This is a genomic window from Anaeromicropila populeti, from assembly GCF_900112775.1.
Lineage (GTDB): Bacteria > Bacillota > Clostridia > Lachnospirales > Lachnospiraceae > Anaeromicropila_A > Anaeromicropila_A populeti.
Genome location: NZ_FOYZ01000004.1, coordinates 201,883 through 216,287 on the forward strand (window position 1 = coordinate 201,883; position 14,405 = coordinate 216,287).

The following is a 14,405-nucleotide window of genomic DNA, read 5'->3' on the forward strand; positions in this document are numbered from 1 at the left end:
TAACGGAGGCGCCTTTATGGATGAGATTTCAATAGAAGCATTAGAACAAGCAATGGATGAAAAAATTCGTCCAGAATTATCTCTTCATGGAGGTGATATCTGGGTGGAACAACTGAAAGATGGCGTGCTGCATGTCCGGTTGCTTGGACAGTGCAGCGGATGCCCCTCCGCTGAGCTGACAATGGAAAATGTGGTAAACCAAGTGTTAAAAGAAAATTTTCCTAGTCTGAAACAGGTTGTTTTAGTGACAGGGGTAAGCGATGATTTAATTCAACAAGCCAAGTTGTTATTAAACAGAAGAAAAAAACAGTAAGAACTTTTATAGCTGATAGGAAAACAGAATGGAGAGGATAGTGTAGTATGGATTGGCAAGAGAGGTATGGAGACAGAATTTGTACAGCAGAAGAAGCGGTTTCCCACATCCAATCTGGGAACCGGGTTGTGGTTGCTCACGCGTGTAGTGAACCAGTGGTTCTGACAGATGCCTTGGTACAATATGCGGAAAAATATAGTTATGAAAATGTAGAAATTGTGCATATGGTTCCAATGGGGAAAGCAGGATACTGTAAACCTGGCATGGAAAAGCATTTCAGACATAATGGACTTTTTTTAGGAGCATCTACAAGAGATGCTGTTGCAGAGGGAAGAGGGGATTATACACCTGTTTTCTTTTCTGAGATACCAGAACTGATTCGTACAAAGCTGCGTCCAGATGTTGCTTTGCTTCAGGTAAGTGAGCCAGATGAACATGGGTATTGTTCGCTGGGGCTATCTTGTGATTATACATGGGAAGGTGCAAAAAGTGCGGCAATCAGAATTGCACAGATGAATAAAGAAATGCCAAGAGTACTAGGCGACAATTTTATACATGTCAGTGAAATTGATTATATTGTGCCTGAGGATGTAAAAATTATCCAGTTGCAGCCTCCTAAAATCGGAGAGGTACAAAAAAAAATTGGAGAAAATGTTGCGTCCCTAATAAAGGATAGAGATTGTCTTCAATTGGGAATTGGTGCAATTCCAGATGCAGTACTATTGTTTTTGAAAGACAAAAAGGATTTGGGTATTCATTCGGAAATGTTTTCTGACGGAGTAGTAGAGCTGATTGAAAAAGGTGTTATTACAAATAAATATAAGCAAATAGACAAGGATAAATGTGTAGCCACTTTTTTAATGGGTACAGACCGTTTATATGATTTTGTAAATAATAATCCAATGGTCTGCATGAAACCAGTAGATTATGTAAATGATCCAAGAGTAATCTGTCAAAATGATAATGTAGTGTCTGTTAATTCTTGTGTTGAGGTAGATTTGATGGGACAAGTGTGTTCAGAATCAGTAGGGTTAAAGCAGATTTCTGGCATTGGTGGACAGGTTGATTTTGTTAGAGGTGCTAATCTGTCAAAAGGTGGAAGAACCATTATGGCCATGCCAGCAACAGCGGCAAAAGGCACTGTGTCAAAAATTGTGCCACTGCTCACTCCTGGTGCAGCGGTAACGACTTCCCGCTGTGATGTGGATTATGTTGTAACAGAATATGGAATTGCACAATTGCATGGAAATACATTAAAGGAAAGAGCCAGGCAGCTGATAGAAATAGCAGCACCTGAATTTCAAGAGGAATTAAAGGCAGAATTTGAAAAACGTTTTTACTGTAAATGGGTATCTTGTTCATAGGATAAGATTATTTCAGGGTAAGGGTAATTAAACCAGATGCCGCCGTTTCATCCTTTAAATAGGCTGTCACTTTACAGTCATAGACGTCATTTCCACCATTGGTAACAAGCTCTGCGTTTAGAACCAGGGTATCAGAAGGAACTGCCAGACGTAAATATCTCATTTTTGATACACAGCTTAGTAAAGGCAGTTTTCCCTGATTACCAGGGATGGTAAGAAGCAGAATGGAAGCCGTCTGTGCCAGACATTCCGTTATATAAATGCCAGGAAGTACTGGCTGTCCAGGGAAATGCCCTTGGAAAATGTCCCAGGAAGGTTCTAAAAAAATACCTGCTTCAATTGAATTCTCAGGAATCAACTGATAAACCTGGTCAACAAGAAGAATTGGGGAGCGATGAGGAAGAATTTCTTTGATTTCAGCTTGATTAAACATATTAGCACATCCATTCTTTTTTGAATTAGTATAAAGGATTGAAAATAAATAGTAAAGGATTTTAGGAGGGAAAAATGACAAATTTAGAAAAATATCAGGAAGTGTTAAAAAAACATTTAGGTGCAACGGAAGAGGAACTAAATGATGAAAAAATGGTATATAACCGTTATCCCAAATGGGACTCGGTGAGACATATGAGTATTGTGGCAGAACTAGAAGAAAAATTTGACATTTCATTTGAAACATTAGATATTACTTCGTTTAACCAATATTCTGCTGGAATAGAAATACTGGAGAAACTGGGAGTTAGCATGCAGTAACTGGTAAAAAGGAGGCGTTCTATGCTTTTTGGAATAGAAAAAAGGCCAACAGACCAGAGGGCGTTTTGTTCAGAGGATGGAACCATTGTTACGTATGGTGCATTGGTGGAACTGGTGAGACGGTTTGTCAAAATAAAGCTAAAGAGGGCATTGGTATTCTGCTTGTGTGAAAATTCGCCAGGTGCTGTGACTGGGTACCTGGGAATCATGGAAGCTGGATGTGTTCCATTGCTTTTAGATGCAAAGCTGAAGGAAGAGATACTGGACTCATTACTCAAACAGTATCAGCCAGCATACTTATGGGTGCCAGATAATTGTGAAAAAGAATATATTTTAAATAGCTGTCCAGTTCTATTTCAATGCTTTGGGTATAAGCTGTATCAGACGGAATATGCGCCATATCCCATGGCAGATAATCTGGCACTTTTACTTACGACCTCAGGAAGCACAGGAAGCCCAAAGCTAGTCCGATTGAGCAGAAAAAATATTATAGAGAATGGAAAAGCAATTGTCAAGTATTTGCAAATAGATAAAGAGGAACGAGCTATCACTTCGCTGCCCATGCAGTATACCTATGGTTTGTCTGTTATTCACAGCCATTTGCTGGCAGGAGGCAGTGTTCTGTTAACCAAATCCAGTATAGTACAGCAGTCCTTTTGGAATTTCTTTGAAAAAGAGCGCGCAACGAGCCTGGCAGGTGTACCCTATACCTATGAGTTATTAAAAAAAATTCGTTTTTTTGAAAGACAGAGTACTCATTTACATGTGCTGACTCAGGCAGGGGGCGGGTTATCAGAAACACTACAAAAGGAAATTGGTGAGTGGGCAGTAAAAAGTCAAGTACGTTTTTATATTATGTACGGGCAGACAGAGGCAACGGCAAGAATGAGTTATCTTCCACCAGAAAAATGTCTGGATAAGCCAGGAAGTATTGGAATTCCCATTCCAGAAGGAAAATTTTTTATAGTTGATTCAGAAGGAAAAGAAATAAAACAGCAGGGTTTGATAGGAGAACTGGTTTATCAGGGTTCCAATGTATCACTGGGATATGCAGAATGCAGGATGGATTTGCAAAAACAGGATGAACGTCAGGGAATACTAGAAACGGGAGATTTGGCCAGAATGGACAGTGAAGGCTATTATTATATTGTAGGTAGAAAAAGCCGCTTTATTAAGTTATTTGGAAGCCGGATTAGCCTGGATGATTGTGAGAGGCTGTTAAAGGAAAAGTATCCTGGTACAGAAATTGCTTGTATTAGTTATCAGGAAAAGCTAATTATTTTTACAACGGAGGAAACTATTGTAGATAAAGTATATGAGTACCTGACAGAGCATATTCAAATAAATACTCAATCTTATTCCTGTATTTTACTAGATACCATTCCAATAAGTGAGTCCGGAAAAATTATATATAGGGAACTAGAACGTTATTTAAGTATTACGTAAATTGTAAGGGAGGAATTGGTATGCTGTTGTTTGATTTTGATTTTTCAGAATCTCCTTATCAAGAGGATAAAGCAGTAAAGGATATAAAATTTACAGAAAAGCTTATGTTATTAACAAGTTTTCATCAGAAAAATTGTTTGTACTACGGGGAAATGCTAAAGGCAGTACAGTACAAGAAAGAATCAATATCCCATTACAGTGAGCTTCCATTTCTTCCAGTAGGTTTATTAAAACGCTTGACACTAAGTAGTCTGCCAGAAGGAGCTTTATACAAGGTGGCAAGTTCATCTGGTACTTCAGGAACTAATAAATCCAGAATAATTTTAGATGGTGAAACAAGAATCATGCAGCAGAAAGCATTGACTGCCATTGGAGGAGATTTTCTAGGTAAAAAAAGAGTACCTATGTTGGTGATTGACAGACCACAGACGATTGAATATGAAAATGGATTTTCTGCAAGAACGGCTGGAATTACGGGTTTTTCTATTTTTGGAAAAAACAGAACTTTTGCATTAAAGGAAAATATGATGCCAGATTATGAAAAGATTCAGGATTTCTTGTATAGATACGGAAAAGAATCTTTTTTTGTATTTGGCTTTACTTTTTTAGTTTGGAATTTTTTTGAGAAGTTATCGGAAATGAAAGAGTATTATTTTGATTTTTCCAATGGAATGATAGTGCATGGAGGCGGTTGGAAGAGGCTGGCAGACAAAGCTGTCTCACGGACAGACTTTCAGAAAAAGTTAAAAGAAATAGCTGGCATTACTCAGATACATGATTATTATGGAATGGCAGAGCAGACAGGCAGTATTTTTATGGAATGTGAGTATGGACATTTACACTGCTCAGATTTTTCGGGAATTATGATACGAAAACCAGAAGATTTTTCAGTTGCAAAGACAGGGGAAAAGGGAATTATTCAGACAATGTCTCTGTTGCCAGGCAGCTATCCAGGGCATAATTTGTTAACAGAGGATGAAGGAGTTATTTTAGGTGAGGATGATTGTCCCTGCCAGAGAAAAGGAGTTTATTTTCAAGTGTTGGGCAGACTGAAGCAGGCAGAAATAAGGGGGTGCAGTGATGTTTACACAGCAGATTGAAGAACAAATTAGTTATCTGACAGGAGACAGCTCCATTTTGTTTCAGCTCCCGGAGCAAAAAGTATTATCTCCTTTTTCAAGGAAAACCTGTGAGTTCTTACAGGAATTATCAGAATGCGTAAGAAGAGAAAATGCTGTATTAGCAATGGCAGATGTGGCAGCCTTTGCTTTTTGGTGCAGAAAAAGTCATCTGGATAAAATGGCGCTTTCCTATAAGTCTATGGCACAAAACCGTCTGGGAAGAGGAGTGACCTTTCACATTGTTCCATCCAATGTACCAGTATTGTTTGCATTTAGCCTTTCAGCGGCGCTCTTATCGGGAAATAGTGTAGTAATTCGTCTTCCAGAGAAGAGTACCCTACAGTCTGAACTGATTTGCCGTTGTATTAATTTGGTTTGTGAGAAATTAGAATTTTGGAAAAGAAGAATTGTTATTTTAAGATATGGTCATCAGGAAGAAATCACTAAAATCATATCAAAACTTTGCGATGCAAGAATAATATGGGGTGGCAGTCATACAATCCAGGAAATTAGGAAAATACCTTTACCACCATCTGCACTGGAACTGACGTTTGGAGATAGAAAATCAGCTGCAGTGCTGGGGGCACAAGCCGTTTTGGAGACAAAGGAAATGAATCCTTTCTTGTATGATTTTTATAATGATACGTATTTATTCGATCAGAATGCCTGTTCTTCTCCCAGAATCATTTACTGGATAGGAGATAAGGAGCAGGTGAGATTTGCCAGGTACAAATTTTGGAGTAGTTTTAGTTCCTATGTGGAACAGCATTACAAAATTGATGCAGTAACTGCGATAAAGAAATGGGAGCAGGCATATTATTTGTCAGCAATTTATAAGGATATGAAAATTATCCATGAAAATAATTATATTATCAGGGTAGAGTCAGGAGGTTTGTTTCCTGAAATGTTGGAACACACCGTACCAGGAGGGTTTTTTATAGAAGCCCAGGGAGAAACCATAGAGGGACTGCTGCCTGTACTGAATAGGGGCTGCCAGACCATTGCGGCCTATGGAGTAAATCGTGAAATGTTGAAAAGAGTTTTACTGGAGAGGAAAACCTTTGGACCAGACAGAATTGTAGAGGTGGGTCAGACACTGGCATTTTCTCTTGTCTGGGATGGTGTAGATTTTATTTATGCCTTATCAAGGGAGTTGTCTCTTTTATAATACTTGTTCTAATTTTAACAATCTAATTTACAATATACTTCAATTCTGTTAAACTACAGTTATTATTTTGGAATAAGGATGAAAGCAATGAAGAACTATTTTTGTAAAAAAAATATGGGTAAACGAACAGCAGCAGTAATAGCGGCAGTTATCATGATGGGATTTTCGTTATCACTGCTTGTAAATATAGATATGGGAACCGACCCGTGTACATCTATGAATCTGGGAATTTCAAACCGTTTAGGAATATCACTAGGCAACTGGCAGGTGTTGTTTAACTTAGTGTTATTAGGAATAATAATTCGATATGATCGCACAAAAATCGGAATTGGAACTCTTGCTAATATGATTCTAGTGGGATATTCCATGGATTTTTTTCGGTGGTTCTGGAACCGGACATTACCTATGAGCATGTTTCAGCTGCTTGCAGTTCGAATTGGGATTCTAATACCGGTTTTATCCATATTTATTATCGCCGCAGCAGTTTATATGGCAGTAGATTTAGGAACTGCACCATATGATGCAATACCTTTTATTATTGCAGCAAAACAGAAGAAAATACCATTTAAATTGGTTCGGTGCTGCTGGGATATAGCAGCCGCCTTTTTGGGATATCTATTAGGAAGCAGAGTTGGTATGATTACCGTCATCATGGCATTTGCGCTAGGGCCAGTTATTGCAGTTGTGCAGAAGAAAATGTGTGGGTTTCTTGGAAAAGAAGAATCACATTCTGGGATTTCCTGATTCATCGATTAAATATACTTCCATAAGTAATTCTTTGGTTGAGGGAGTGTCATAAGTAATAGGTTCATTTTTAAAAATGGAATTTGCAAGCTGTACACCTAATTCTCCCATGCGATAAGATTGCTGGGCAATCGTTCCCTGCATATCGCCTCTTTTTATGGCTTCAATTGCTGCTGGTTCGCCATCAAATCCAATTACGAGAATTTCTCCTTTTTTGCCAGCTTCATTGATTGCTTGTGCGGCGCCTAGTGCCATTCTGTCATTTTCGCTAAATATTACAGCTAGATCATCGCCATACGTTTCCAGAATACGTTTAGTCTGCTCGTAGGCTTCTGAAGTCAAACTGTTGGCGGTAGTGTTGGATACAATCTGATATCCAGCGTCCTGTAATACATTACCAAAACCTACACCGCGAAGTCTTGCCAGCTGGGATGTTTCTTCTACTTTAAGGATTGCTGCATTTTTGCTTGGAATAGAATATTTCTTTATAAGTTCCAGTGCATACTCGCCAGCTAAAATACCGCCGCCAAAATTATCTGAAACAATAAATGCATTTACATCTGCTCCGCCTGTGCCAACATCAATTACAATAACGGGAATATTTTTATCGTGGGCAAATTCAGCAATAATAGGCATTCCACCAGGATTCACAGGGGATATAAGTAATGCATCTACCCCTTCTTTTATTAAGTTTATAGAACCAATAACCATTTCCAGTGCATTGCTATTCTGATTATGAGAGATAACGTCAATCCCAAGATCCTCCGCTTGATCTAAAACCCCATTTTGCATAGATTCAAAGTATTCATAGGAACTATCATAAACAGACCAGCCAATGGTGTGTTTTTTTTCTGATGCAGCAGGCTCTTGTGTGATTGCTTGAGAAAAGAAACTGGTGTTCACTACTGAGGGATTGCTATTTATTTCAATAAATAAAGTGAAAAAAGCGATGGAAAGTAAAACAGTGATGCTTGATAATGATGTTAGTATATTTTTCAAAAAATCCCTCCATTTAATTAGTATTTAAAAGAAAGAGTATATTGTTAGAGCAGCTTATTCCCGAAGACGGTTAAATGAATTGTAGACATCCAAAGTACCATAGCCCCATTGTTGATTTGGATATGTCATGGAGTCATCTCTTCTTGCACCGCGAATCAGAAAGTTTTTAATTTGCAGGGTATCCATTTGAGGCTGGTTTTTTCTTACAATGCCCCATTCTAAAAACATGGCAACAGTACCGGCAGAAAATGCGGCAGCTATGCTAGTTCCTGTGCGTCTGGTATAGGTGTTATTTAAATCTGGTCCTATAAGATTTACACCAGGAGCGGCAAAGGAGGGACTGATAACATTTGTCCTTGTATAACCTCTGCTGGCATTTATATATAAACTTTGATTGGTATAATCGTAAGCAGTAGCAACAACGGGATATATGGTATTAGCTGGTGAGGTAAGTGTCGTATTTGGATCTGGCTTTGTAAAAAAAGTGCTAGTACTTAGAAAGTTGGTGATTGGAAGCCAGATATGAAAGTATGGATTGTAATTTGTAGTGGAATATACACGGAAACGCCATATTCCTTCAGTTGGATTTTGAAATCGAATTAAAATAAGTACGTCTCCTGTTTGTGATTCAATGACTTCATAATCAACAAATATAATAGTTGGAGCAAAAATAAAGGACAGCCGCCGGGTTTCTTTTAAGCGAGCTGGGATACGAGGAATGTATTCCCCATCTGGAGAAAGAATATCAATAAAAAATGAATTAGGACTGTTTCCCCATAGCTCCATTGAAAATCCATTGGTGTTTGCTCCAATATTTAATTCTACTGTATCATATCCTGGATCTTCGTTAATAGTACCTGAATAATGATGACCAGAATTTCCTTCATTGCCAGCTGCAATTGAAATTCCAATACCCACCTGATCCGAAACAGCGGAAAGATAGATGCTGAGTGGATTGCGGGAATCATGTGATCCTTGTGAAGAACCAATTCCAATGCAAATGGAAATAGGACGGGATAAATTTCTGGCTGTCTGAACCAAATACTTAATGCCAAACATAATATCATTTTCTTGATAACAAACGGCATCTTCTGGAATGTAAAAAAAGTCTCTCAAATATTTTTTGGCAGGTTTCAATTTTACAATTACAAGCTCTGCACTTGTTGCAATACCAGAAAAATCATTTGCCTTGCTGGGATTTCCAGCTGCGATTCCAGCAAGAAATGTACCATGTCCGTTATCATCTGTACTGGGAACAATAGAAAACGGGTCTTCACTGGCAAGGGCCAGATTAATCTGCTCCTTTGTATACTCAGTACCATAAAATAAGTTTTCTGGAAAGGCAGATTCACTTTGAATGGTCTGATCCCAGATTGAAGCAATTCGGGTAGTTCCATCTGGATTGATAAATGCTTCATGGGTATAATCGATGCCGGTATCTATAATACCAATCAGCACATCCTGACCAGTCAAATTTAAAGCAGGAATCTGTTGAATTCTTGCGACTCCAGAGTCTTCTAATGCACCAGTATCGAGTAAGCCAAAACAGCGGGGATAGATGCTGTAGGTATAAAGATGAATTAGATTTTCTGGTAGAGTGGCAATAGGTGTATAGGCAATAGAATAGTTATCATTAACATTGTTTGAGCAAAAATCATAATTTTCCCTTAAACGTTCAGGGATATTTTCTAATTCAACTATAAAATCTGCATAATCTTCACTTATAATAGCATCACCACAGTTCTGAATCAATAATTTGTATCCTCCCGTAAATTATGATTTTTATATAGTATATGAAAAGGCTAGGGCATTCATGAATGTGTCAAAAGAATATATAAAAGTAAATGGGTTCTACAGGAAGTTATATTTCAGGAGTAACTAAAAGGCTGCTGCTTTAACAAAAATGACCGAAGTACATAAAATAGAGTAAAATAAATCTATATGTGAGTTTAAAGGAAATTATTATGTATAATCAGTATTGTAATATGGCAGAAACAGTAGATATACCAATTGAACTGTATAAATCCCAGCAGGGAAAATACTTTGTAGGATATGCGGATAATTTAAAATTTGGAAATGGTACCAGTGCATGGGCGAGGCTATATAATCCATGTGATTCAGGAGTAAATCTGCATGTAAATGTCTGGACGGTCTCTGACATTTCCACAGCTCCTTTTCAGGCACAGTTTTGGTTTAATGCTGTGCCTTCGGGAACAATACAAAAGTCAGCAATGGTTACTGCGTCTAATACAGCAATACAGCCAATTCCCAGGCCAGAAGTAAAGATACAGTCAGCGTCGTATGTAACGGAAGAACCAAAGGGAGGAACAAAAGCATTTATTAGAAGTGGCCAGCCACAAACAACTCTGGTAGATACAGAAAACGGGAAATTTATTTTTCCACCAGGTGGTTCCTTTTTAATCTATTTGACACTAGAGGAAACAGGAAGCCAGGCAGCAAGTGGAAGAGTTGCATTTGGCTGGTGGGAAGAAAGAATATGTAATTAGAATCTATAAAAGGATTAGCAATAAATAAAAGGTACCTCAAAGGATGGAATTAGCTGCCAAGGTAACAATGTGCCGTTTGAAACCCATTTTATATGAGGTACTTTTTGTTGTTATATACATAAAAGATTTACAGTAATATAAAAACTATACATATTGTACAAAAAGTATAGGATATTATTAAAATGCATGATATAATAGATGAGTATAGCAAATATTAAAATATTTCATGTTTGCATACAATATCTAATATAGGGGGAAACAAAATGAAAGGTATAAAAAAATCATTAGGAATACTTTTATGCTTTGTGATGGTGGTAACTTCTATTCAACTGCCTTCTTGGACTGCAAAAGCAGCAGCAACTCCATCTGGTCAGATGGAAGAAACAAGTATTCTAAGCAGTACAGTAACTAGTTCCAGTGATGCAGGACGTGGAACGGGAACAGCGTATAATGGGTTTATTCAGAGCATGAATGACTTTACGCCGGATTATTTTAAAGTAACTTACACAGTATCTGATGACAGTGCAGCATCTGCATCAACCTGCGTACTTAATTTTCAGCCATATACAAGTACATGGGGCGGCTGGGAAAGCAACATGGTATCAATTGGAGATTCAACAGAAGTTAATGGAGTATACACAGCATATGTGTCTGTGGAAAGCATTAAGAGTTCTTTGTCTTCGGGAGAAGTGGCAGGAATTAACCTGAGTTATGTAGAAAATGCAGACTGTACTTGTCAATTAACGGGTCTGTATGCTTGTACAGTAACAGGCGGTCAGGAAGAATCTTCAAATGAAACAAGTCTTTTAAGTGGTGCTGTAACAAGTTCAATTAATGCAGGACGTGGAACGGGAGCAGAATATGATAGTTATATTGCCAGCTTCTTCGATGTGGACAAGTATGATTATTTAAAAATCACTTATACAGTATCTGAGGTATCTGCAATAAAAAGTTATACAAGCTTATTGAACTTTATGCCATATACCAGTGCATGGAGTGGATGGGAAAGCAACCTAGTTTCTCTTGATAATTCTAAAGAAGAAAACGGTGTATATACATATTATATCTCCATGGCTGACCTGCAAAAATCTTTAACAGAAGGAGATTTGTGGGGAGTAAACCTTTGCTATGTAGACAATCCAGGCGTGGAAATCAGCCTGACAGGCTTTTACGGAGGAACAGGAACCATTCCTAGTACAGATAAGGTAATTCCATCTACCCGTTCTCAGGATTATGTTATGGCAATGGGGCAGGGTTGGAATTTAGGAAACTCTTTTGACGGCTTTGATGGTGATTTAAACGTTACAGATAAAGGGGAAATAGCATGGGGAAATCCAGTTGTAACAAAAGAATTAATTCAGGCAGTAAAAGCAAAAGGTTATGACAGTATTCGTATGCCAATGACGATACATCGCAGATATTCAGAAGTAAACGGAAGCTACGTAATTGACTCAACGTGGTTAGCGCGTTATAAAGAAGTAGTTGACTGGGCAGTGGAGGAAGGTTTATATGTTATGATTAACATTCACCATGATTCCTGGATCTGGTTACAATATTGGGACGGAAATAATACTTCAAAAGAATATGTAATGTATACACAATTCTGGCAGCAGCTTGCAGATTGTTTTAAAGATGAACCAGATCGTGTGTGTTTTGAAACAATTAATGAACCTGTTTTCACAGATACAGGAAGTATGACAGCACAAGATAAGTTAGATGCCATTAATTTAGCAGCATATAATGTGATTCGTTCTTCAGGTGGAAGCAACAATACCAGAATGATTGTTATGCCTACTTACGTTACAAATCATACAAAGGGTGAGCCATTATATAATCTGATGACCAGCTTAAACGATGAGAATCTGATTGCAACAATTCATTACTATAGTGAATGGTGTTTTAGTAAAAATTTAGGGACAACTGGATTTGATGAAGGGATCAATGGAGGAGAGGAAACCTCCAGAGAACTGGCAGATACAGCGTTTACCATGATTTACAACCAATTTACGGCAAATGGTATTGGTGTTATAATTGGTGAATGGGGACTATTAGGTGCCGATTCAGGAGCAGAATGTAATGAAATCGGTGAAGAACTAAAATATGATGATTATATGGGTGAAATTGCCCGTAAATATGGTGTGTGCTTAATGGCATGGGACAATGGTTCTTACATTAACCGAACTGATACGGTAAACTATGCATGGAAAAATCTGGTGATTGGTGAGATGCTAGAAGCTAGTATGACTGGACGTTCCTCTTATGCAACAGGCTATGATGAGATTTACTATTCAGAACAGGTAACAGAAGATACAGCAATACCGCTAACTTTAAATGGAAATACATTTTCGGGTATTAACGGTTTGACAGAGGGTACAGATTATACGTACAATTCTGATACAGCAACTGTTACGATAAAAGCATCTTATATTAATAGTCAGTTTAATACATTAGGATCTAATGAATATGGAAAATTTGCTGATCTGGTATTTACTTTCTCAAGTGGTGCTGACTGGCACGAGTATTTTATTAAATATACTACACCAACCTATGAAGCAGCTACTGGAACAACAAGTTCTATAACAAATCCAGTTTCCTACAATGGTGCAAAGGTTCGCAGAGTTTCTGTATACCAGACAAGTGGAAGCGTAGGACCTGATCACACATGGTGTAAGTATTTAAGATTTGGTGAGGTAGTTAAAGTTGATTATACAAATGGTACTTTAACATTATCTGAAAACATATTAAAGGATAGTTCCGTAGTAGATGGAATTGTTGAAGTACTAGTTGAATTTTATGATGGGCAGAAGTTGTCTGTTTGGATGAATAAAGATGGTTCCGTATTGGAATGTAATGATTCCTATAAGGTGGATCTTGCAGCAGCTAATATTTCTGCATCTGAAACAATTGTATTGTATGCAGGTGAAACAGAAATTCCAGCTCAGTACATTAATAGACCAGCGGGATCTAGTATGTATGGAACATGGATAACAGACGACAGCATCTGTAAGCTTACAGGCTGGCCTTGTACAATGACATTTAGTCAGACAGCACACGCAGATTTAACATGGGGTGGAATTGTAGTTTATTATTTTGACACTGCAAATTATTTTAATGTACAATTTGGCATAAAGGATAGACCAGTTATCAGTGATGTTTCCCTTGATGTTGGAGCATCAGCAGCAATTTCTCTGTCGAATCTGGCAGATGATGCACAGGTGTCTTATACAGTAGAAGATCCTTCTATTGCATATGTGGCTAATGGGTCGGTTTATGCCCAGAAGGCAGGCACAACAACAATTTCTGCATCTGTAACACAGTACAACAGAACAGATACAGTTACAGCTGTTGTTACGGTGACTGGTGGTACAGTAGTAACACCAACGCCAGTGGTAACGCCAACACCAGTGGTAACACCAACGCCAGTGGTAACGCCAACGCCAGTGGTAACGCCAACGCCAGTGGTAACACCAACGCCAGTGGTAACACCAACGCCAGTGGTAACGCCAACGCCAGTGGTAACGCCAACGCCAACTGCCTCAATAAATGTAAAGCCAGTTGTAAAGGTGACTACAAGTGGAACGAGTTCAATTCAACAGACTTATACCATTACCAATGGTGGAACAGAAGCAATGGATTTAAGCAAGTTAAAAATCCGTTTCTATTACACAAAGGATGGAAACAAAGAGCAGAAATTCTGGTGTGATAATGCTGGTTTATCCTTATCAACAGCACCATGGTATGTAAATTATACTTCTTATGTAACAGGAACATTTTATAATGGATACTTAGAAGTAACCTTTAACCAGGCATATGAATTGTTAGGTGGAAATCTGACAATTGGTGCAAGATTTAATCAAGCAGACTGGTCTTCTTATACTAACTTTGTCGCAGGAAATGTGGAAGTTTTATACGATGGACAGGTTATAAGTCAATAAGCTTTACAAAATAAGAAAATTAAAAATAGTAAGGGGCTGTCACATGACAGCCCTT

At 38.1% G+C, this 14,405-nt stretch carries 12 protein-coding genes; 9 read left to right on the top strand and 3 right to left on the bottom strand.

What is annotated here, in order from left to right:
• Positions 1 to 16 precede the first annotated feature (16 nt).
• Positions 17 to 313, top strand: coding sequence for a NifU family protein (locus BM305_RS06525; RefSeq protein ID WP_092559894.1), 297 nt, complete (start codon positions 17 to 19; stop codon positions 311 to 313).
• 47 nt (positions 314 to 360) lie between these two features.
• Entirely contained in the window at positions 361 to 1,677 is a 1,317-nt protein-coding gene (locus BM305_RS06530) for an acetyl-CoA hydrolase/transferase family protein (protein WP_092559895.1), read from the top strand.
• A gap of 7 nt (positions 1,678 to 1,684) precedes the next feature.
• On the opposite strand, the gene BM305_RS18940 is transcribed toward BM305_RS06530, so the two are convergent.
• The gene (locus tag BM305_RS18940; protein WP_177214586.1) at positions 1,685 to 2,110 is read right to left on the bottom strand and encodes a hotdog family protein; all 426 of its coding nucleotides are present in this window, start codon (positions 2,108 to 2,110) and stop codon (positions 1,685 to 1,687) included.
• Between the two features lie 74 nt (positions 2,111 to 2,184).
• On the opposite strand from BM305_RS18940, the gene BM305_RS18945 reads away from it, so the two are divergent.
• The 5 genes from BM305_RS18945 (at position 2,185) to BM305_RS06555 (ending at position 6,909) form a co-directional block, all read left to right on the top strand.
• Positions 2,185 to 2,430: an acyl carrier protein gene (locus tag BM305_RS18945; RefSeq protein WP_177214587.1), complete on the top strand. Its 246-nt coding sequence runs from the start codon at positions 2,185 to 2,187 to the stop codon at positions 2,428 to 2,430.
• 21 nt (positions 2,431 to 2,451) lie between these two features.
• Positions 2,452 to 3,876 (top strand): AMP-binding protein, encoded by a 1,425-nt coding sequence (locus tag BM305_RS06540; protein ID WP_092559897.1) that lies wholly within the window; start codon positions 2,452 to 2,454, stop codon positions 3,874 to 3,876.
• Positions 3,877 to 3,896: 20 nt separating this feature from the next.
• Positions 3,897 to 4,976 (top strand): LuxE/PaaK family acyltransferase, encoded by a 1,080-nt coding sequence (locus BM305_RS06545; protein ID WP_092559898.1) that lies wholly within the window; start codon positions 3,897 to 3,899, stop codon positions 4,974 to 4,976.
• Positions 4,957 to 6,165: an acyl-CoA reductase gene (locus BM305_RS06550; protein WP_092559899.1), complete on the top strand. Its 1,209-nt coding sequence runs from the start codon at positions 4,957 to 4,959 to the stop codon at positions 6,163 to 6,165. The genes BM305_RS06545 and BM305_RS06550 overlap by 20 nt, the downstream gene beginning before the upstream one ends.
• Before the next feature lie 87 nt (positions 6,166 to 6,252).
• Positions 6,253 to 6,909 (top strand): YczE/YyaS/YitT family protein, encoded by a 657-nt coding sequence (locus BM305_RS06555; protein WP_242940479.1) that lies wholly within the window; start codon positions 6,253 to 6,255, stop codon positions 6,907 to 6,909.
• Here the strand turns inward: BM305_RS06555 and BM305_RS06560 are convergent.
• Positions 6,889 to 7,908 (bottom strand): substrate-binding domain-containing protein, encoded by a 1,020-nt coding sequence (locus BM305_RS06560; protein ID WP_177214588.1) that lies wholly within the window; start codon positions 7,906 to 7,908, stop codon positions 6,889 to 6,891. The genes BM305_RS06555 and BM305_RS06560 overlap by 21 nt on opposite strands.
• Positions 7,909 to 7,962: 54 nt before the next feature.
• The gene (locus tag BM305_RS06565) at positions 7,963 to 9,660 is read right to left on the bottom strand and encodes a S8 family peptidase (RefSeq protein ID WP_092559902.1); all 1,698 of its coding nucleotides are present in this window, start codon (positions 9,658 to 9,660) and stop codon (positions 7,963 to 7,965) included.
• Positions 9,661 to 9,872: 212 nt separating this feature from the next.
• On the opposite strand from BM305_RS06565, the gene BM305_RS06570 reads away from it, so the two are divergent.
• Together BM305_RS06570 and BM305_RS06575 are read left to right on the top strand one after the other, a co-directional pair.
• Positions 9,873 to 10,415 carry a DUF6143 family protein gene (locus BM305_RS06570; protein WP_092559903.1) on the top strand — a complete coding sequence of 181 codons (543 nt, stop codon included), beginning with the start codon at positions 9,873 to 9,875 and terminating at the stop codon, positions 10,413 to 10,415.
• A 263-nt stretch (positions 10,416 to 10,678) separates the two neighbouring features.
• Positions 10,679 to 14,350 carry a cellulase family glycosylhydrolase gene (locus BM305_RS06575; RefSeq protein ID WP_092559904.1) on the top strand — a complete coding sequence of 1,224 codons (3,672 nt, stop codon included), beginning with the start codon at positions 10,679 to 10,681 and terminating at the stop codon, positions 14,348 to 14,350.
• Positions 14,351 to 14,405: the final 55 nt, after the last annotated feature.

Bases quoted from the DNA above. Each gene is read 5' to 3' on its own strand.
- BM305_RS06530 (WP_092559895.1), top strand. From the start codon at position 361: ATGGATTGGCAAGAGAGGTATGGAGACAGAATTTGTACAGCAGAAGAA.
- BM305_RS18940 (WP_177214586.1), bottom strand. From the start codon at position 2,110: ATGTTTAATCAAGCTGAAATCAAAGAAATTCTTCCTCATCGCTCCCCA.
- BM305_RS06545 (WP_092559898.1), top strand. From the start codon at position 3,897: ATGCTGTTGTTTGATTTTGATTTTTCAGAATCTCCTTATCAAGAGGAT.
- BM305_RS18945 (WP_177214587.1), top strand. From the start codon at position 2,185: ATGACAAATTTAGAAAAATATCAGGAAGTGTTAAAAAAACATTTAGGT.
- BM305_RS06570 (WP_092559903.1), top strand. From the start codon at position 9,873: ATGTATAATCAGTATTGTAATATGGCAGAAACAGTAGATATACCAATT.
- BM305_RS06550 (WP_092559899.1), top strand. From the start codon at position 4,957: ATGTTTACACAGCAGATTGAAGAACAAATTAGTTATCTGACAGGAGAC.
- BM305_RS06525 (WP_092559894.1), top strand. From the start codon at position 17: ATGGATGAGATTTCAATAGAAGCATTAGAACAAGCAATGGATGAAAAA.
- BM305_RS06540 (WP_092559897.1), top strand. From the start codon at position 2,452: ATGCTTTTTGGAATAGAAAAAAGGCCAACAGACCAGAGGGCGTTTTGT.
- BM305_RS06555 (WP_242940479.1), top strand. From the start codon at position 6,253: ATGAAGAACTATTTTTGTAAAAAAAATATGGGTAAACGAACAGCAGCA.
- BM305_RS06575 (WP_092559904.1), top strand. From the start codon at position 10,679: ATGAAAGGTATAAAAAAATCATTAGGAATACTTTTATGCTTTGTGATG.